Annotated in this window: 14 protein-coding genes; 8 read left to right on the forward strand and 6 right to left on the reverse strand. The window is 62.0% G+C overall.

What is annotated here, in order from left to right:
- Nucleotides 1-68 precede the first annotated feature (68 nt).
- The 3 genes from PFLQ2_RS08300 to PFLQ2_RS08290 all read left to right on the forward strand — a co-directional run bounded on the left by PFLQ2_RS08300 (nt 69) and on the right by PFLQ2_RS08290 (nt 5,168).
- The gene (locus tag PFLQ2_RS08300) at nt 69-1,427 is read left to right on the forward strand and encodes a TolC family outer membrane protein (protein WP_003184125.1); all 1,359 of its coding nucleotides are present in this window, start codon (nt 69-71) and stop codon (nt 1,425-1,427) included.
- A gap of 29 nt (nt 1,428-1,456) precedes the next feature.
- On the forward strand, nt 1,457-3,616 hold the full coding sequence (locus PFLQ2_RS08295) for a type I secretion system permease/ATPase (protein WP_033046198.1): 2,160 nt from the start codon (nt 1,457-1,459) through the stop codon (nt 3,614-3,616).
- A gap of 187 nt (nt 3,617-3,803) precedes the next feature.
- Nucleotides 3,804-5,168, forward strand: a complete 1,365-nt coding sequence (locus PFLQ2_RS08290) for an HlyD family type I secretion periplasmic adaptor subunit (RefSeq protein ID WP_003184129.1) — start codon at nt 3,804-3,806, stop codon at nt 5,166-5,168.
- 146 nt (nt 5,169-5,314) lie between these two features.
- Here the strand turns inward: PFLQ2_RS08290 and PFLQ2_RS08285 are convergent, their stop codons facing one another.
- Nucleotides 5,315-5,911: a tRNA-uridine aminocarboxypropyltransferase gene (locus tag PFLQ2_RS08285; protein WP_003184131.1), complete on the reverse strand. Its 597-nt coding sequence runs from the start codon at nt 5,909-5,911 to the stop codon at nt 5,315-5,317.
- A gap of 2 nt (nt 5,912-5,913) precedes the next feature.
- Nucleotides 5,914-6,807, reverse strand: coding sequence for a LysR family transcriptional regulator (locus PFLQ2_RS08280; protein WP_003184133.1), 894 nt, complete (start codon nt 6,805-6,807; stop codon nt 5,914-5,916).
- Nucleotides 6,808-7,158: 351 nt separating this feature from the next.
- On the opposite strand from PFLQ2_RS08280, the gene speB reads away from it, so the two are divergent.
- The 4 genes from speB to PFLQ2_RS08260 all read left to right on the forward strand — a co-directional run bounded on the left by speB (nt 7,159) and on the right by PFLQ2_RS08260 (nt 11,645).
- The gene (gene speB / locus PFLQ2_RS08275; protein ID WP_003184135.1) at nt 7,159-8,109 is read left to right on the forward strand and encodes an agmatinase; all 951 of its coding nucleotides are present in this window, start codon (nt 7,159-7,161) and stop codon (nt 8,107-8,109) included.
- 9 nt (nt 8,110-8,118) lie between these two features.
- Nucleotides 8,119-8,526: a YybH family protein gene (locus PFLQ2_RS08270; RefSeq protein ID WP_003184136.1), complete on the forward strand. Its 408-nt coding sequence runs from the start codon at nt 8,119-8,121 to the stop codon at nt 8,524-8,526.
- A 52-nt stretch (nt 8,527-8,578) separates the two neighbouring features.
- Entirely contained in the window at nt 8,579-10,093 is a 1,515-nt protein-coding gene (locus tag PFLQ2_RS08265) for a purine-cytosine permease family protein (RefSeq protein ID WP_192814267.1), read from the forward strand.
- A 163-nt stretch (nt 10,094-10,256) separates the two neighbouring features.
- Nucleotides 10,257-11,645 carry a sodium:solute symporter gene (locus tag PFLQ2_RS08260; protein ID WP_003184140.1) on the forward strand — a complete coding sequence of 463 codons (1,389 nt, stop codon included), beginning with the start codon at nt 10,257-10,259 and terminating at the stop codon, nt 11,643-11,645.
- A gap of 236 nt (nt 11,646-11,881) precedes the next feature.
- Here the strand turns inward: PFLQ2_RS08260 and PFLQ2_RS30850 are convergent, their stop codons facing one another.
- Both PFLQ2_RS30850 and ptrR read right to left on the reverse strand, forming a co-directional pair.
- Entirely contained in the window at nt 11,882-12,010 is a 129-nt protein-coding gene (locus PFLQ2_RS30850) for a PA1414 family protein (RefSeq protein ID WP_003184145.1), read from the reverse strand.
- A gap of 139 nt (nt 12,011-12,149) precedes the next feature.
- A complete protein-coding gene (gene ptrR, locus PFLQ2_RS08255; RefSeq protein WP_003184149.1) occupies nt 12,150-13,043 on the reverse strand; it encodes a putrescine utilization regulator PtrR in 894 nt (297 codons plus the stop codon).
- Nucleotides 13,044-13,146: 103 nt separating this feature from the next.
- On the opposite strand from ptrR, the gene PFLQ2_RS08250 reads away from it, so the two are divergent.
- On the forward strand, nt 13,147-14,325 hold the full coding sequence (locus PFLQ2_RS08250) for an MFS transporter (protein ID WP_003184150.1): 1,179 nt from the start codon (nt 13,147-13,149) through the stop codon (nt 14,323-14,325).
- On the opposite strand, the gene PFLQ2_RS08245 is transcribed toward PFLQ2_RS08250, so the two are convergent.
- Entirely contained in the window at nt 14,326-15,780 is a 1,455-nt protein-coding gene (locus tag PFLQ2_RS08245) for an NCS1 family nucleobase:cation symporter-1 (RefSeq protein WP_003184151.1), read from the reverse strand.
- A 390-nt stretch (nt 15,781-16,170) separates the two neighbouring features.
- Nucleotides 16,171-17,007: a CvfB family protein gene (locus PFLQ2_RS08240; RefSeq protein ID WP_033046200.1), complete on the reverse strand. Its 837-nt coding sequence runs from the start codon at nt 17,005-17,007 to the stop codon at nt 16,171-16,173.
- Nucleotides 17,008-17,213 lie beyond the last annotated feature (206 nt).

Below are 17,213 nucleotides of genomic sequence, written 5' to 3' on the forward strand. Positions count from 1 at the left end.
GGTTTTGATCTTTTTTACGTCAATATTTTGGCGACAGCCAAGCACTACGGACCAAGGAGATGCACCCCATGCGCGTTCTAACCCCCCTCTGCAGCGCGGTTTTGCTGGCCATGGCCTGCTCTTCTCAGGCGCAGGCCATGTCATTGACCGAAGCGATCCAGAGCACCATCGCGACTCACCCGGAGCTGGCACAACGGGTAGACAGTCGGTTGTCGGCCAATGAAGACGTCAAGGTCGCCAGGGGTGGCTTTTTCCCGTCGGTGGACTTGAACGCTGGTTATGGTCGCGGCTACAGCGACAACACCAATACCCGGGCGCTGGGCAACCATCACACCAATATCCTCACTTACACCCAGTCGGAGCTGCGCCTGCGGCAGATGATCTTCGACGGCTTCAACACGGCTAATGAAGTGGAGCGCACCAAGGGGGTGGTCAATTCCCGGGCCTATTACGCCCAAGGCACCGCTCAGGATCTGGCGCTGCGCACCATCGAGGTGTACCTGGAGGTGCTCAAGCGCCGCGAACTGGTGACCCTGGCCAAGAACAACCTGCAAGCGCACCTGCGGGTCAACGACCAGATCGGCCTGCGTACCCAGCGCGGCGTGGGCAGCAATGCCGACTCCGACCAGTCCAATGCCCGTCGGGCCCTGGCGGAAAACAACTTCGATACCGCCGAAGTGGACCTGGCCGACGCCGAGGCAAACTTCTACAGCGTGGTCGGGCGCATGCCCGATGAACTGGAAGCACCGCCCTCGACCAAAGGCGAAATTCCTGCTGACTTGCGCGAAGCCCAGCAAAGCATGGTGGATAACAACCCGTACCTGAAATCGGCCCAGGCCGACATACAGTCCGCCGAAAGCCAGTATGAAGTAGCCAAATCGCCGTTCTATCCGCGTTTCGACGCCGAGGCGGCGGTAGGCGCCAACAACAACATCGGCGGCGAAGAAGGCCATGACAACAACTGGCGGGTCGGTGTGGTGATGAACTACAACCTGCTGCGCGGCGGCAGCGACAAGGCGCGGCTGGCATCCAATGCGCATCAGATCAACCAGGCCATGGACATCCGCAACAACGCCCTGCGCCAGCTCAACGAAGACACGCGCCTGGCCTGGAACGCGATGACCAACGCCCGCAAGCAGACCCCCACCGCGCGCGAATACGCCGACACCACCGCCCGCGTGCGCGCGGCGTACCAGGACCAGTTCGGCCTCGGCCAACGGACCCTGCTCGACCTGCTCGACAGCGAAAACGAGCTGTACAACGCTAACCGTCGCTACACCGAGGTGCGTTACACCGAGGAATACTCGATGTACCGGGTGCTGGCGAACATGGGCCTGCTGTTGCACAAACAACGGATCGTGCTGCCGGCCGACGCAATCGCCCAGACCGAAGTCAAAAACCAAGCACGGCTGCCCGAACTGAAGTAGCCCCGCCAAAAAAAGTGGGAGCGATCAACGTGACCAGCATGGAACCCGCAACGCCCGGCGCCGACCCGCGCCTGAATTTCGATGATCCCTTGCTGGACGGACTGTTGATCCTCTGCAAACTCCATGGCGCGACAGCCAGTCGTGCCAGCCTCAGCGCCGGGCTTCCTATGGCGCACCAACGTCTGAGCCTGGACCTGCTGCCGCGCGCAGCGGCCCGGGCCAGTTTGCAGGCGCGATTGCTGCGCCGCGACCTGGGCGACATTTCGCCGCTCAACCTGCCGGTGATGTTGATCCTGGCGGGAGGCCGCTGCGCGGTGTTGCGGCGCTGGGGCGAGGACGGCAAGGCGCTGATCCTGCCCAGCGAAGCCGATGGCGGCGAACAATGGGTCAGCCGCGAGGAACTGACCGCCGATTACAGTGGCCAGGCGTTATTCGCCCGGCCACGCCATGAACTCGAAGACCTGCGTTCGCCCCTGGTGCCGCGGGTCGAGGCGTGGTTCCGCGACACCTTGAAACTGTCGCGCTGGCTCTACAGCGACGCGATCCTGGCGAGCTTCCTGATCAATCTGTTGGGGCTGATGGTGCCGCTGTTCGTGATGCAGACTTACGATCGCGTGGTACCGAACCAGGCCACCTCAACCCTGTGGGTGCTGGCCGTGGGGCTGTTGATCGGCACTGGCTTCGAACTGGTATTGCGGGTGGTGCGTGCGCACCTGCTGGACACGGCCGGCAAGAAAACCGACGTGATTCTTTCCGCCACTCTGTTCGAACGCATCACCGGCATGGCGATGAAAGCCAAGCCGGTGACCATCGGCGGATTCGCCCAGAGCATCCACGACTTCCAAGGCCTGCGTGAATTTCTCACGGCGGTGACCCTCACCAGCCTGATCGACCTGCCCTTCGCCCTGCTGATGCTGGTAGTGATCGGCCTGCTGGGCGGCTGGCTGGTAGTGATTCCGGTGGTGGCGTTTCCCATCACGATTGTCTTCGCCATGATCATCCAGATACGCCTGCGCGACACCGTACAAAAAAGCCTCGCCCTCGGTGCCCAGCGCCAAGCGTTATTGATCGAAACCCTCGGCGGCCTGGAAACCCTCAAGGCCTGCAGCGCCGAAAGCGAACGCCAGCACCAATGGGAAAGCACCCATGGCGCCCTCACCCGCCTGGACAGCCATGCGCGCAACCTCTCGGCGTTGGCGACCAACGGCACCTTGTTCCTGCAACAACTGGCGGGCATGGCAACCATCGTAGCTGGCGTCTACAGCATCATCGCCGGCAACCTCAGCGTCGGCGCGCTGGTGGCCACCTACATGCTTGGCAGCCGCGTGCTGGCTCCGCTCGGGCAGATCGCCGGGCTGATCACCCGTTACCAGCAAGCCCAGCTCACCATGCGCAGCACCGATGCCTTGATGGCCTTGCCCCAGGAACGCGATCCCAAGCAGCGGCCCCTGGATCGCACTCAATTGCAGGGTGCACTGGACGTCAACGGCGTGACCTTCCACTACAACGGCCAGAACGCAGCGGCACTGGATAACGTCAGCTTCAGCCTCAAGCCCGGCGAACGGGTCGGCATCATCGGCCGCAGCGGCTCGGGCAAAAGCACCCTGGCGCGCCTGGTGATGGGCTTCTATGCACCGGAGGAAGGCCAGTTATTGCTCGATGGCCTGGACCTGCGGCAACTGGATGTCGCCGACCTGCGCCAACAGATCGGCTATGTCGCCCATGACCTGCCGCTGCTGGCCGGCAGCCTTCGGGACAACCTCACCCTCGGCGCCTGCTATGTCAGCGACGGGCGCATGCTCGAAGTGGCGCAAATGACTGGGGTGACCGAATTGGCCCGCCAGCATCCCCAAGGCTTTGACCGCCCGGTGGGCGAGCGTGGGCAATTGCTGTCCGGCGGCCAACGCCAGGCCGTGCTGCTGGCCCGCGCCCTGCTGCTCGACCCGCCGATCCTGCTGCTGGACGAACCCACCAGCGCCATGGACAACAGCAGCGAAGACGCCTTGCGGCAGAAACTCCATACCTACGTGCAAGGCAAGACGGTGCTGCTGGTCACCCACCGAACTTCGATGCTGAGCCTGGTGGACCGTCTGGTGGTGCTGGATAACGGCCGAATCGTGGCGGATGGGCCCAAAGATGTGGTTATCGATGCATTGCGCAAGGGACGGGTGGGGTCTGCGGCGGTTTAGAAACAACCACATATCCCTTGTGGCGAGGGGATTTATCCCCGTTGGGCTGCGAAGCAGCCCCAATACCATTTCCCTGGCACACCGAGCTTTCAGGTTTTAGGGCCGCTTCGCGCCCCAACGGGGATAAATCCCCTCGCCACAAAAGCTACGACCGGCTTTATTTCCTTTAACCAACGGGTATCGCTCCATGTCTGCTCAAGCACCGGATCCAGTCGCCCGAAGCTACTTCGGCAGTTTCAGTAAAAGCGCCGAGAGCGAGTTCATGCCGGAAACCGCCGGCGCTGCGTTACAGGACTCGCCCCGCCGCTCGCGCGTCACCGTATGGCTGGCGGCCGGGTTGATCATCACCGGGCTGGTGTGGGCCAAATTGGCCGTCTTGCAGGAAGTCACCACGGGCGAAGGCAAGGCGATTCCGTCGAGCAAGGTCCAGGTGATCCAGAACCTGGAGGGCGGCATCGTCACCGAGATTTTCGTCCGTGAAGGCCAGATGGTGAACAAGGGCGACACCCTGCTGCGCCTGGACGACACGCGGTATCAATCGAACAAGGGCGAAAGCGAAGCCGACCGCTATGCCTTGACTGCTCAGGTCGAGCGCCTGTCGGCCGAAGCCGAGGGGCGGCCCTTCAAGCTTTCGGCGGAGGTGATCGCCAAGGCCCCGCAAGTGGCCGAGGACGAGCGCTCCCTGTACGAACAACGCCAGCGGCGCCTGGCCAGCGAACAACGGACCCTGACCGAGCAACTGCGGCAGAAGACCCAGGAGCTCGCGGAGTTTCGCTCCAAGCAAGGCCAGTTCAGTTCCGCCCTGGCATTGCTTCAGGAAGAAATGAACATGTCCGCGCCGCTGGTCGGCACCGGGGCGGTGTCACCGGTGGAAATCCTGCGGCTCAAACGCAGCGCCGTGGAGATTCGCGGCTCGCTCAATGCCACGACCCTGGCCATCCCACGGGCCGAATCGGCGATCAATGAAATCAAGAGCAAGATCGACGAATCGGAACAGACCTTCCGCTCCGACGCGGCCAAGGACCTCAACGAGAAACGCACCGAACTGTCGAAAATCACGGCATCGAGCATCGCCATCGACGACCGCGTGACTCGCACCACGGTGGTCTCGCCCGTGCATGGCGTGATCAAGCAACTGAAGGTCAACACCATCGGCGGCGTCGTGCAGCCAGGCAGCGACATGCTGGAAATCGTGCCCCTGGAAGACAACCTGCTGATCGAAGCCAAGGTCCGCCCCCAGGACGTGGCCTTCCTGCACCCGGGCCAGAAAGCCATGGTCAAGTTCAGCGCCTACGACTACACGATCTACGGCGGGCTCAGCGCCAAACTCGAACTGATCGGCGCCGACACCATCACCGACGACAAGGGCAACAGCTTCTATCTGATCCAGGTGCGCACCGATAAAAACCACTTGGGCGGGGATGCCAAACCGTTGCTGATCATCCCGGGGATGGTGGCGACGGTGGACATTATTACCGGGCAGAAAAGTGTCTTGGATTATCTGCTCAAGCCGGTGTTGAAGGCGCGGACCGAGGCGATGCGCGAGCGTTGATATCCTCGGAAAAATTCGTTGTTTGATAGGCCGCCTTCGCGAGCAAGCCCGCTCCCACATTTGATCTCCTGTGTACGAAAATTCATGTCCGTCGCAGATCCATTGTGGGAGCGGGCTTGCTCGCGAAGAGGCCCGCAAGAACAACCTCATTTTTCAGCATGATTACGCCGAAAAACCTCCTCCCCCATCGCCGCGATCTGCCCCTCGATCAACGCCTCGAATGGCCTCAGCAAAGGCTCAAAACTGATCGGCGCCTCTAGGGTCTGCAACGCCTGGACAATCGCTTCCACCGTCGACAACGCCCCCGGCCCCGGCGCCTTGCGCAAGCGGTAACGGGACACGCCACCTTCGGCCAGGGTCACCCTCGGCAACGCCGCCAGCAGCGGATTGAGGTGCAGCAGCTTGCGCGCCTTGCGCCAGGTACCGTCGGGCACGACCAATAGCAGTGGATCATCCGAGGGGGCATAGGCCTGCATCGGTTGCGCGTCTTCACCCGGAAACAGCAAGCGCGCCTGATAACCCGGTTGATTGAGCAACCCAGGCAAATCCTCGAACACCTCGCCCACGATCAACTCGGCATTGTTGAGCCCCAGGGCTGCCAGTCGGGCAGTGTTCAAGGCATGGTTCACTTCGCTGGGATGCTGCAACAGCAAGACTCGGGTGCGGCTGTCGAGGCTGGGGATCAACGGGCAGAGGCAATGGCTTTGCGGTCGCTGGCAGCGCGGGCATTGGATTCTGGACATGGTCAGGCCTGATTCAGTTGAGCTTTGAGCAAATCACGGAACGTCTGGATCAACGGTTCGCGGCTGCGGCCACGGCGCACGATCATTGAAAACGGCGCCTGGTAACCGAAGGTCGCCGGCAACAGCACGCGCAAATCGCCCTTGTCGACCCAGGCCTGGGCGTAGTGCTCGGGCAGGTAACCGACGTAGGCGCCTGAGAGCACCAGGATCAGTTGCGCCTCCATGCTTTCCACCGTCGCCGCGCTGTGCTTGAAGCCATGGCGGGCCAGTTCGGCCTGGCTCCAGTAACCGCGCCCGACCATGCGCTGCTGGGTAATGACTTGTTCGGGAATGCGCCGCTCGTTGAACAGCGGGTGGCGGTTGCTGCAATACAACCAGTGTTGCTCGCGGTACAGCGGCATGTAGACCAGCCCGCTCATGCGCGTGGAAAACGCACCGATGGCCAGGTCCAGACGGTTGTCCTGCACGCCGAGTTGCAACTCATAAGGACTCATGACCGACAGGTGCAGGTGCACCGCTGGATGTTCCTGGCTGTAGGCGCCGATGGCCTCGGCGAACGGCAGGGCTTTGTCGCTGACGGTGGAGTCGATCACCCCCAGGTTCAGCGTACCGCGCAATTCGCCCTTGAGCGCTGCGGCGTATTGCTCGAAGCCTTCGAGCTCGCCCAACAGGCGCAGGGTTTCCTGATGGAACAACTCGCCCTTGCTGGTCAGGCTGAACCCGCCTCGGCCGCGATGACACAGCACCAGGCCGAGGGCCGATTCCAACTGGCTCATGTAAGTGCTGATGGCCGACGTGGACAGGTTGAGTTCGTGCTGGGCATTGGCGAACCCCTGATGCCGGACCACGCTGACGAAAATGCGCAGCAGTTTCAGGTCGGGTAGAGCGTTGGCCATCAGATGCTCCTGAACGCTGGATGTATGGAGTTGCAGAGGCCTATGTGGCGAGGGAGCTTGCTCCCGCTCGGCGGCGCAGCCGTCGCAAACCCTGGCGACGCAGTTTGTCTGACTCACCGAGGTGAATGGTTTTGGGGCCGCTTCGCTGCCCAGCGGGAGCAAGCTCCCTCGTCACAGGGGCACCACGTCCACCAGGCCACACGGAGTACTGCACTGATTGGGAGTCTATCGCCCCGCCCGCCATTAGTTTAGAAAAATCTGAACTAAGTATTTGCCCCCAGCGATTCTTCACCGCAACGGCTTTTCGCAGAATCGGCCCCTGATAAATAAAACAACGATGAGGCCCTACCCGTGGACAAGATTCTTCACCAACCACTGGGCGGCAACGAAATGCCGCGCTTCGGCGGCATCGCCACCATGATGCGACTCCCCCATTTGCAAACCGCTGCCGGCCTGGACGCTGCGTTCGTCGGCGTGCCGCTGGACATCGGCACCTCCCTGCGCGCCGGCACCCGCTTCGGGCCGCGCGAAATCCGCGCCGAATCGGTGATGATCCGCCCCTACAACATGGCTACCGGCGCCGCGCCGTTCGACTCCTTGTCGGTGGCGGACATCGGTGACGTGGCGATCAACACCTTCAACTTGCTGGACGCGGTGCGGATCATCGAAGAGTCGTATCACAAGATCCTCGAACACAACGTCATCCCCCTGACCCTGGGCGGCGACCACACCATCACCCTGCCGATCCTGCGCGCCATCCACAAGAAACACGGCAAGGTCGGCCTGGTGCACATCGACGCCCACGCCGACGTGAACGATCACATGTTCGGCGAGAAGATCGCCCACGGCACCACCTTCCGCCGCGCCGTGGAAGAAGGCCTGCTCGACTGCGACCGCGTGGTGCAGATCGGCCTGCGGGCCCAGGGCTACACCGCCGATGATTTCAACTGGAGCCGCAACCAGGGGTTTCGTGTGGTCCAGGCCGAAGAGTGCTGGCACAAATCCCTGGCCCCGCTGATGGCCGAAGTGCGGGAGAAAGTCGGCGGCGGACCGGTGTACCTGAGTTTTGATATCGACGGCATTGACCCAGCCTGGGCTCCTGGCACCGGCACTCCGGAAATCGGTGGCCTGACCACCATCCAGGCGATCGAAATCGTCCGTGGTTGCCAGGGCCTCGACCTGGTCGGTTGCGATCTGGTAGAAGTCTCGCCGCCGTACGACACCACCGGCAATACCTCGCTGCTGGGCGCCAACCTGCTGTACGAGATGCTCTGCGTACTGCCCGGCGTGGTTCATCGCTGAGGTGCGCCCATGAACGAACAGGAGCAGGTTCTACACGCCGCCGCCGAACTGGTGTCGGCCTTCGCCCGCAATGACCGCGCCGCCTACTTCGGCGCGTTCACCGCGGATGCGAGTTTCGTGTTCTACACCCTCGAACAGCCCTTGCTGTCCCGTGACGCCTACCAAGCGTTGTGGGATCGCTGGCGGTCCGAGGATGGCTTCGAGGTGCTCAACTGCACCTCGTGCAACGCCTTCGTCAGCCTCCAAGGTGACGTGGCGATTTTCATCCATGACGTAGCCACCGAGCTGCGCATGCAAGGGGAGCGACACTTTAGCCAGGAGCGCGAAACCATTGTGTTTCGCCAAGAACAACAAGGCCTATGGCTGGCCTGCCACGAACATTTGTCCGCAATGCCGGAAGGGCTGCCACCCCCTTAGCCAAAACAGGCGACGCTCACATTCGATGGGCGCGCCTCGATGATCGGAGCAGATCATGAATAACAATAACGACAACGGCCTTACGCAAATCGAAACCTTCGGCGTCGAACAGATACCGGACCACGAACGAACCGCCGGCCCGGGAGACCTGTTTCGCCTGATCTTCGGCGGCGCCAATACCTTCGCCACCGCCGTACTCGGCAGTTTCCCGGTGCTGTTCGGCCTGTCGTTCCAGGCGGGCGTCTGGGCAATTGTGCTGGGCGTGTTGGTCGGTTCGATCATCCTCGCCCCCATGGGCCTGTTCGGCCCGCTCAACGGCACCAACAACGCGGTGTCTTCCGGTGCGCACTTTGGCGTGCACGGGCGGATCGTCGGTTCGTTCCTGTCGCTGCTGACCGCCATCGCGTTCTTCTCGCTCTCGGTATGGAGCTCGGGTGACGCATTGATCGGCGGCGCCAAGCGGCTGGTCGGCGTCCCGGAAACCGACCTGAGCCTGGGCCTGGCCTACGGCCTGTTCGCCCTGCTGGTATTGACGGTGTGCATCTATGGCTTTCGCTTCATGCTGTGGGTCAACCGCATCGCCGTATGGGCCGCCAGCCTGCTGTTCTTGCTGGGCATCCTGGCCTTCGCGCCGACCTTCGACAGCCAGTTCGCCGGCACGGTCAGCCTCGGCCAACCGGGCTTCTACGCCGCTTTCATCGGCGCGGCGCTGGTGGCCATGAGCAACCCGATTTCCTTCGGCGCGTTCCTTGGCGACTGGTCGCGGTACATCCCGCGCAACACGCCCAAGCACCGCATCATGCTGGCGGTGATTGCCGCGCAACTGGCGACGTTGATCCCGTTCCTGTTCGGCCTCGCTACCGCCACCATCGTCGCGATCAAGGCGCCGGACTACATCGCCGCCAACAACTATGTGGGCGGATTGCTGGCGGTTTCGCCGAGCTGGTTCTTCCTGCCGGTGTGCCTGATTGCCGTGATCGGCGGCATGTCCACCGGCACCACGTCGCTGTACGGCACCGGTCTGGACATGTCCAGCGTGTTCCCTCGGGTCCTGTCGCGGGTCAAGGCGACGTTGCTGATCGGCTTGCTGTCGATTGCCTTCATCTTCATCGGGCGCTTCGCCGCGAACCTGGTGCAGAGCGTGTCGACGTTCGCCGTGCTGATCATCACCTGCACCACACCGTGGATGGTGATCATGATCATCGGCCTGCTGGTGCGACGCGGCTTCTATTGCCCCGACGACCTGCAAGTGTTCACCCGTGGTGAAACCGGTGGACGCTACTGGTTCAGCCACGGCTGGAACTGGCGCGGCCTGGGAGCGTGGATCCCCAGCGCATTGGTCGGACTGTGCTTCGTCAACTTGCCGGGGCAGTTCGTCGGGCCGCTGGGCGAGCTGGCCGGCGGCATCGACATCAGCCTGCCGGTGACCCTGGGCCTGGCTTCGCTGGTGTACCTGGTGCTGCTTGGGCTGTTCCCAGAGCCGGCGGCGGTGTATGGGCCGCAGGATCCGCGTAGCAAGGACTTTTCGGTGCCTATCGATAAAGCCTCCCTCAGACAGACCGCCTGACCTGAGCCAACGAAATATATGTGGCGAGGGAGCTTGCTCCCGCTGGGCTGCAACGCAGCCCTTAATCGCGACTGCTGCGCAGTCGAGCGGGAGCAAGCTCCCTCGCCACAAGGGCATCAATCAGCCGCCCTCACTATAAAAAAGACAATCGGAGACCCTCATCATGGCTTTGGATTTAATCGTCGTTCTTCTCTACGCCACCGGCATGATCGCCCTGGGCTGGTACGGCATGCGCCGCGCCAAGACCCGTGACGACTACCTCGTGGCCGGGCGCAACCTGGGCCCGGGCTTTTACCTGGGCACCATGGCGGCCACCGTCCTGGGTGGCGCGTCCACCATCGGCACCGTGCGCCTGGGCTACGTCCACGGCATTTCCGGCTTCTGGCTGTGTGGCGCCATCGGCCTGGGCATCGTTGGCCTGAGCCTGTTCCTCGCCAAGCCGTTGCTCAAACTGAAAATCTACACCGTGACCCAGGTGCTGGAGCGCCGCTACAACCCGGCCGCTCGTCAAGCCAGCGCACTGATCATGCTGGTTTACGCGCTGATGATCGGCGCCACCTCGACCATCGCCATCGGCACCGTAATGCAGGTGCTGTTCGGCCTGCCCTTCTGGGTTTCGATCCTGGTGGGCGGCGGTGTCGTCGTGCTGTATTCCACCATCGGCGGCATGTGGTCGCTGACCCTCACCGACATCGTGCAATTCTTGATCATGACCGTTGGCCTGGTGTTCCTGCTGATGCCGATGTCCATCAACGACGCGGGCGGCTGGAATGCGATGGTGGCGGCGTTGCCGGCCAGCTATTTCGATTTCACCGCGATTGGCTGGGACACCATCCTCACCTACTTCCTGATCTACTTCTTCGGCATCTTCATCGGCCAGGACATCTGGCAACGCGTGTTCACCGCCCGCAGCGAAGGCGTGGCCAAAGTGGCCGGCACCGCCGCCGGCCTGTACTGCGTGCTGTACGGCCTGGCGGGCGCGTTGATCGGCATGGCCGCCAAGGTGTTGCTGCCGGACCTGGAAAACGTCAACAACGCCTTCGCCAGCGTGGTGCAGACCAGCCTGCCCAGCGGCATTCGTGGGCTGGTGATCGCCGCGGCCCTGGCGGCCCTGATGTCCACCGCCGCGGCTGGCCTGCTGGCAGCATCCACCACGGTGGTCCAGGACTTGCTGCCGCGTCTGCGCAACGGCCGGGAAAGCGGCAGTGGCGACGTTCATGAAAACCGTATCGCCACCTTGTTGATGGGCGCCGTGGTACTGGTTATCGCCCTGGTGGTCAGTGATGTCATCAGTGCCCTGACCCTGGCCTACAACCTGTTGGTGGGCGGCATGCTGATTCCGCTGATCGGGGCCATCTACTGGAAACGCGCCACCACCGCCGGTGCGATTACCAGCATGTCGCTGGGCTTCCTGACCGCGCTGCTCTTCATGTTCAAGGACGGCCTGGACGCCAACACGCCGATCTATTACAGCCTGAGCGTGGCGCTGGTGAGTTTTGTGCTGGTGAGCGTGTTGTCGCCGCGTGCGAATGTGGTGGCGAAGGCGATCTAACCGGTACGACGCAGTACCCGTGGCGAGGGAGCTTGCTCCCGCTGGTGCGCGTAGCGCGCCCAAAGCCAGGCGCCTCGGTGTGTCAGAAAGGACGGAGGAGCTGATTGGGGTCTGCTTCGCAGCCCAGCGGGAGCAAGCTCCCTCGCCAAAGATTGCATACAAAATAAAGATCGCAGTCTTCGGCCGTCTCGTTTGAAACGGTCGAAGACTGCGATCTCTCCAATATTCGGGTGTATTTACCGACGACGCGGCTGGCGGCGACGTTGTTCGTCATCCGTGCGGATCGGCACCGGTTGCAGTGGCGGTTCGATCAGGCCAAGCGCGACACCGAGGTCGTGAAGCCAGTTCTGGATTTTCTCTTTCATCGTGGTGCCCCCTCAGGGTGGTACGAGCGGCAGAATGCTATGGCCCCTTCGCTCTGATCATAGTCCGATGTGCTACGCAATGCTCGTCTGTGTTTGCAATGATCTGTTACTGAATTGATCCAAATCCAACGCCGGGAGTTCAAGCCGATTTTGCCGCCAATAGGGGCGCTCGCGGCCAAGCCTGTTGTTGCAATTCGATCCAAGCGTTCAGGTTGGCCCCGACCATGCCCTTGCGCCACATCAACCATGTCGTCGCGCTGGCAAACGGCTCCGCCAGCGGATGCACCGCCACTCGCTCGCGGCCTGGCAGGCTGGCCAGCATCGACTCGGACATCAGCGCCACCCCGGACCCGGCGATCACACACGCCAGCATCCCCGGGTAGGACTCAATCTCCATCGCCCGGCCCATGCTCGCATGGTCATGGGCAAACCAGGCCTCCAGCCGCATGCGGTACGAACAGCCCTGGCGAAAGGTGAACACCGAACGCCCCTGCACATCCAAAGCGCTGCGCACCGGCGGATGATCGGCCTCGGTGATCAGCACCAAGCGCTCGTCACAGAGCGGCACGCCATCCAACCCCGCCAGTTCCAGCGGACCGTCCACCAGCGCGGCATCGAGACGGCCGGTCAGCAAGCCTTCGAGCAACTCACCGCTGGGCCCGGATTGCACTTGCAAATTCACCGCCGGATACGCGCGGTGATAACCGGCCAGCAGATCCGGCAAATGAATCGCCGCCGTGCTGTACATCGTGCCCAGCACAAAATCGCCGGCGGGTTGCCCACCCTGCACGGCCGCGTGGGCTTCGTCATGCAAGGCGAAAAGCTTGGTCGCGTAGTCCAACAGGACTTTTCCCGCCGGTGACAACTGCAAACGCTGACGCTCGCGCAGGAAAAGATCCACGCCCAATTGCTCTTCAAGCTGCTTCAGCCGGGTCGACAGGTTCGACGGCACCCGGTGCAAGCGCTCGGCGGCCCGGGTGATGGAACCTTCCTCGGCCACAGCCTGGAATATCCGCAGTTGGCTGAACTCCATAACCTTCTCCAAAAAAGAACAAGTTACTCACTATTATTCATTTTTAATGAAAGTCAATCAGTCCTAGCCTGACGGTCATTCGCCTCAATGCTGGAGAACGACTATGTCACCTCTTATTCGTCTGCTCGGCAGCTTCATCGCACTGATGATGGCCATGGGCATCGGCCGTTTTGCCCTGACGCCCCAGTTACCTCATTTGATCGGCGAAGGTCAGATCGACTTGACCGCCGCCGGTCTGATTGCCGCCGCCAACTACCTGGGCTATTTCCTCGGCGCGCTGGACGCCATGTTCGCCCGTCGTCCGGAACAGGTGCGCCGACGACTGCTAGGCGGCCTGTGGCTCTGTGTGCTGCTGACCCTGGCATCGTTCTGGGCGTGGGGATTCTGGCCGCATCTGGCGCTGCGCTTCGGGACCGGGGTGGCGAGCGCCTGGGTGCTGGTGATGATCACGGCCCTCAGCCAACCTTTGGCAGCGGCGGCCGGACGGCCACGGCTCGGCGCACTGGTGTTTGCCGGCCCGGGGCTGGGGATTTTCCTGACGGGTTTGCTCGCCCTGGGATCGAACCTGCTGGGCCAGCGTTCCGCGATTTTGTGGCTGGTGTATGCCGGCGTGGCCTTGGCGATGTTGCTGATGATTTTGCCAATCCTGCCGCAAACCAGTGCAACCGCGGCGGTAGCTGTGGCGGCGCCGCCCACCTCTTCGCCAAACCGTGGCATCGCCCGGCTCGGCGTGGTGTACGCCTTGTACGGCGTGGGTTACATCATTCCAGCGACGTTCCTCTCACAAATGGCCTCGGCGCAGTTCCACGGCCAATGGCAGGCGGACCTCTTTTGGCCCTGCTTCGGCTTGGCCGCCGCCATCGGCGTGCTGCTGGTGAGCTTGCGGCGGCCGGCCTCGAACACCACAGCATACTGGCTCATCGGCACGCTTTGGCTGCAAGCCGCCGGCGTATTTGCCTGCCTGCTGGGCAGCGGACCGGGCCTGGCGCTGGGCGTGATCCTGTGTGGCGCGCCGTTCCTGGCTTGCATGCAACTGGTGATGCAGCGCTCCCGGGAACTGGCTCCCCACGCCACCCAGCGCAACGCCGGGCTGTTGACCGCCTGCTTTGCCGTGGGCCAGCTCAGCGGCCCGCTGCTGGCGGCGCTGAGCAGCCATTTCAACGGTAGCTTGCAGCCGGCGCTGATCGTTGCCGGCAGTGGCTTGGTACTGGCCGGCGGCTTGCTGCTGCGGCCCGTCCAGCAAGGCGCGGCGAGCCGATGCAGCCAAACCGCCCTGCGCTGATCAGGCCTGGCCGGCAGCGCTGAGGGTTTTGTCGAGGAGCGTGGCCGGCTCGCGTCGCGCCAAGGCGAAATACAACACCCCGCCGAGGAAGCAACCGGTGAACCAGGCGAAATTGGCCATCGGTTGCAGCACGGGCGTGAAGGTGATCGCCACGCCCATCAGCGTCGCCGGAAGCAACGCCTTCACGGCGGTCCAATTGACGCCGCCGCTGTAGTAATACCGCCCGCTCGGCCCGTCATTGAACAGCGCATCCACGTCGATCTGCTGTTTTTTGATCAGGTAATAATCCACCAGCAGGATGCCGAACAACGGGCCGATAAACGCCGCCAGCACGTCCAGGGTGTAGTGAATCACTTCAGGATTGTTGAACAGGTTCCACGGCGTGATGAACACCGATGCCACGGCGGCGATCATGCCCCCGGCGCGCCAGCTGATCTTGCTGGGGGCGACGTTGGCGAAGTCAAAGGCCGGGGACACGAAATTGGCGACAATGTTGATGCCGACGGTGGCGGTCACAAAAGCGAAGGCGCCTAACAACACGGCCACATTGTTGTCGATACGCGCCACGGTGGCGATCGGGTCATGGAGCATTTCACCAAACACCGGCAAGGTCCCGGACACAATCACCACCGTCACCAGGGAGAACGCCAGGAAATTCACCGGCAGCCCCCAGAAATTGCCCCGGCGCACGTCAGACATGCTTCGGCAATAACGGCTGAAATCGCCGAAATTCAGGGTCGGGCCGGAAAAGTACGACACCACCAGCGCCGTCGCCACGATCACCTGGCCGAACGCCTGCCAGCCGGACAGCGACTTTTCCGCCAGGGTGAAGCTGATGTTGCTCCAACCGGCCTTCCAGACAATCCAGCCGGCCAGCAAAAACATCACGGCGTACACCACGGGCCCGGCCCAGTCGATAAAGCGACGGATCGACTCCATCCCCGTCCAGAACACCAAGGCCTGTACGCACCATAGGCTGAGGAAACCGAACCAACCCAGGTAGGACAAACCGGCAAAATGTGGCGTCGCATAAACTTCCATTGCCGGGAAAAACCGCAGTACCACAATGATCAGCGCGCTGGAGGCCAGGTACGTCTGAATCCCGTACCACGCCACGGCGATCAAGCCGCGGATCACCGCAGGAATATTCGCCCCGAACACCCCGAACGCCAGCCGACAGATCACCGGGTACGGCACCGCCGCTTGCTGGCTCGGCCTGGCCACCAGGTTGGCGATCAGTTGCACAATGCAGATCCCACCCAACAAGGCGATCAACACCTGCCAACTCGCCAACCCCAACGCAAACAGGCTGGCGGCAAACACATAGCCACCGACGCTGTGCACATCACTCATCCAGAACGCGAAGATGTTGTACCAATTCCATTTCTGCGGCAGCGGGCCCAGGTCTTCGTTATAGAGGCGGGGGCTGTAGCCGTTGGGCAATTGCTCGGACATTGCGGGGCTCCTTTTGAGTACCGCCGTGCCCCCGGGTCGACCTGCTCACCATACTGCGCACGGGAGCCGGCATGGTTTGTATACGCGTTGCTACGCAGAATGCGTGCCATAGCGGCTAAATGTGAGACAAGCCGGGGTGTGCAGCGACGGTTAAAGCCGGGCAAGAGCAGGCATGCGCCCACGAAAAGGGCGCGGGTGCATGCTAAAGGTGCAGGATTTTGTATACAGCGAAGGTCAACCTGTGGCGAGGGAGCTTGCTCCCGCTGGGGCGCGAAGCGGCCCCTTCGAACATGCCACCTCGGTGTGTCAGCTTGGATTGAGTGCACCTGGTTTGGGGCTGCTTCGCAGCCCAGCGGGAGCAAGCTCCCTCGCCACAGGAATTGTGTGCAGTTAGCTCAATTCGATGCGATCGGCATGAATGACAATCTGCCCATTCTTGTACAGCGCACCAATGGCTTTCTTGAAGTTGCCCTTGCTCACGCCAAACAGGCTGCTGATCAGCACCGGGTCGCTCTTGTCACTGACCGGGAGGGTGCCGTTGTTCTCGCGCAACTTGGCGAGGATCTTGGCGTTGAGGCTGGTGGCGGCTTCCTGGCCCACCGGCTGCAGGCTCAGGCTGATCTTGCCGTCCGGACGGATTTCCTTGATGAAACCTTTTTCCTGTTTGCCGGCACGCATGAACTTGAAGATTTCGTTCTTGTGGATCAAGCCCCAGTGCTTGTTGTTGATGATCGCCTTGAAGCCCATGTCGGTGGCTTCGGCAACCAGCAAATCGACTTCCTGGCCCGGCGTGTAGTTGGCCGGCGTCTTGTCCAGATAACGATCCAGGCGCGCCGTGGCGGTAATGCGGCGGGTGTGTTTGTCGAGATAGACGTGCACTACACAGTATTCGCCTGCGCTCATCTGACGCTTTTCTTCGGAGTACGGCAGCAACAGATCCTTGGGCAGGCCCCAGTCCAGGAACACACCGATGCTGTTGACTTCAACCACTTTCAGGCTGGCAAATTCACCGACCTGGACTTTTGGTTTCTCTGTGGTTGCGATCAGTTTGTCGTCGCTGTCCAGATAAATGAAAACATTGAGCCAATCTTCATCTTCACTGGGAATATCCTTGGGGATATAACGATTGGGCAGCAGGATCTCGCCATCCGCACCGCCATCCAGATATAAACCGAAGTTAGTGTGTTTAACCACTTGCAAACTGTTGTAGCGCCCGACTAAAGCCATTTCCAATACCCTCATTGCGTGGGCGGCATTCTACCCGGTTTTGCCGTGCGATTCGTGGCTGCCGGCAAGGTTTGCCAGGCAAGCCCAGCGCAGCCATTGATTTTCCTGGGTTTTTGGTCAGTGCCCGGCCATTCGTCAGCCAGATAGCGGTTCGTACCGCGTGCCATCGGCGCCAGGTTTTTTCTGAGGTTGTTATTTAAAACAGT

Source organism: Pseudomonas fluorescens Q2-87, assembly GCF_000281895.1.
Classification (GTDB): domain Bacteria; phylum Pseudomonadota; class Gammaproteobacteria; order Pseudomonadales; family Pseudomonadaceae; genus Aquipseudomonas; species Aquipseudomonas fluorescens_S.

What these genes read in the sequence shown, in the direction of transcription:
- ptrR (WP_003184149.1), bottom strand. Translation starts at nt 13,043, where the DNA reads ATGGAGTTCAGCCAACTGCGGATATTCCAGGCTGTGGCCGAGGAAGGT.
- PFLQ2_RS08260 (WP_003184140.1), top strand. Translation starts at nt 10,257, where the DNA reads ATGGCTTTGGATTTAATCGTCGTTCTTCTCTACGCCACCGGCATGATC.
- PFLQ2_RS08250 (WP_003184150.1), top strand. Translation starts at nt 13,147, where the DNA reads ATGTCACCTCTTATTCGTCTGCTCGGCAGCTTCATCGCACTGATGATG.
- PFLQ2_RS08240 (WP_033046200.1), bottom strand. Translation starts at nt 17,007, where the DNA reads ATGGCTTTAGTCGGGCGCTACAACAGTTTGCAAGTGGTTAAACACACT.
- PFLQ2_RS08245 (WP_003184151.1), bottom strand. Translation starts at nt 15,780, where the DNA reads ATGTCCGAGCAATTGCCCAACGGCTACAGCCCCCGCCTCTATAACGAA.
- PFLQ2_RS30850 (WP_003184145.1), bottom strand. Translation starts at nt 12,010, where the DNA reads ATGAAAGAGAAAATCCAGAACTGGCTTCACGACCTCGGTGTCGCGCTT.
- PFLQ2_RS08290 (WP_003184129.1), top strand. Translation starts at nt 3,804, where the DNA reads ATGTCTGCTCAAGCACCGGATCCAGTCGCCCGAAGCTACTTCGGCAGT.
- PFLQ2_RS08285 (WP_003184131.1), bottom strand. Translation starts at nt 5,911, where the DNA reads ATGTCCAGAATCCAATGCCCGCGCTGCCAGCGACCGCAAAGCCATTGC.
- PFLQ2_RS08270 (WP_003184136.1), top strand. Translation starts at nt 8,119, where the DNA reads ATGAACGAACAGGAGCAGGTTCTACACGCCGCCGCCGAACTGGTGTCG.
- PFLQ2_RS08280 (WP_003184133.1), bottom strand. Translation starts at nt 6,807, where the DNA reads ATGGCCAACGCTCTACCCGACCTGAAACTGCTGCGCATTTTCGTCAGC.
- PFLQ2_RS08300 (WP_003184125.1), top strand. Translation starts at nt 69, where the DNA reads ATGCGCGTTCTAACCCCCCTCTGCAGCGCGGTTTTGCTGGCCATGGCC.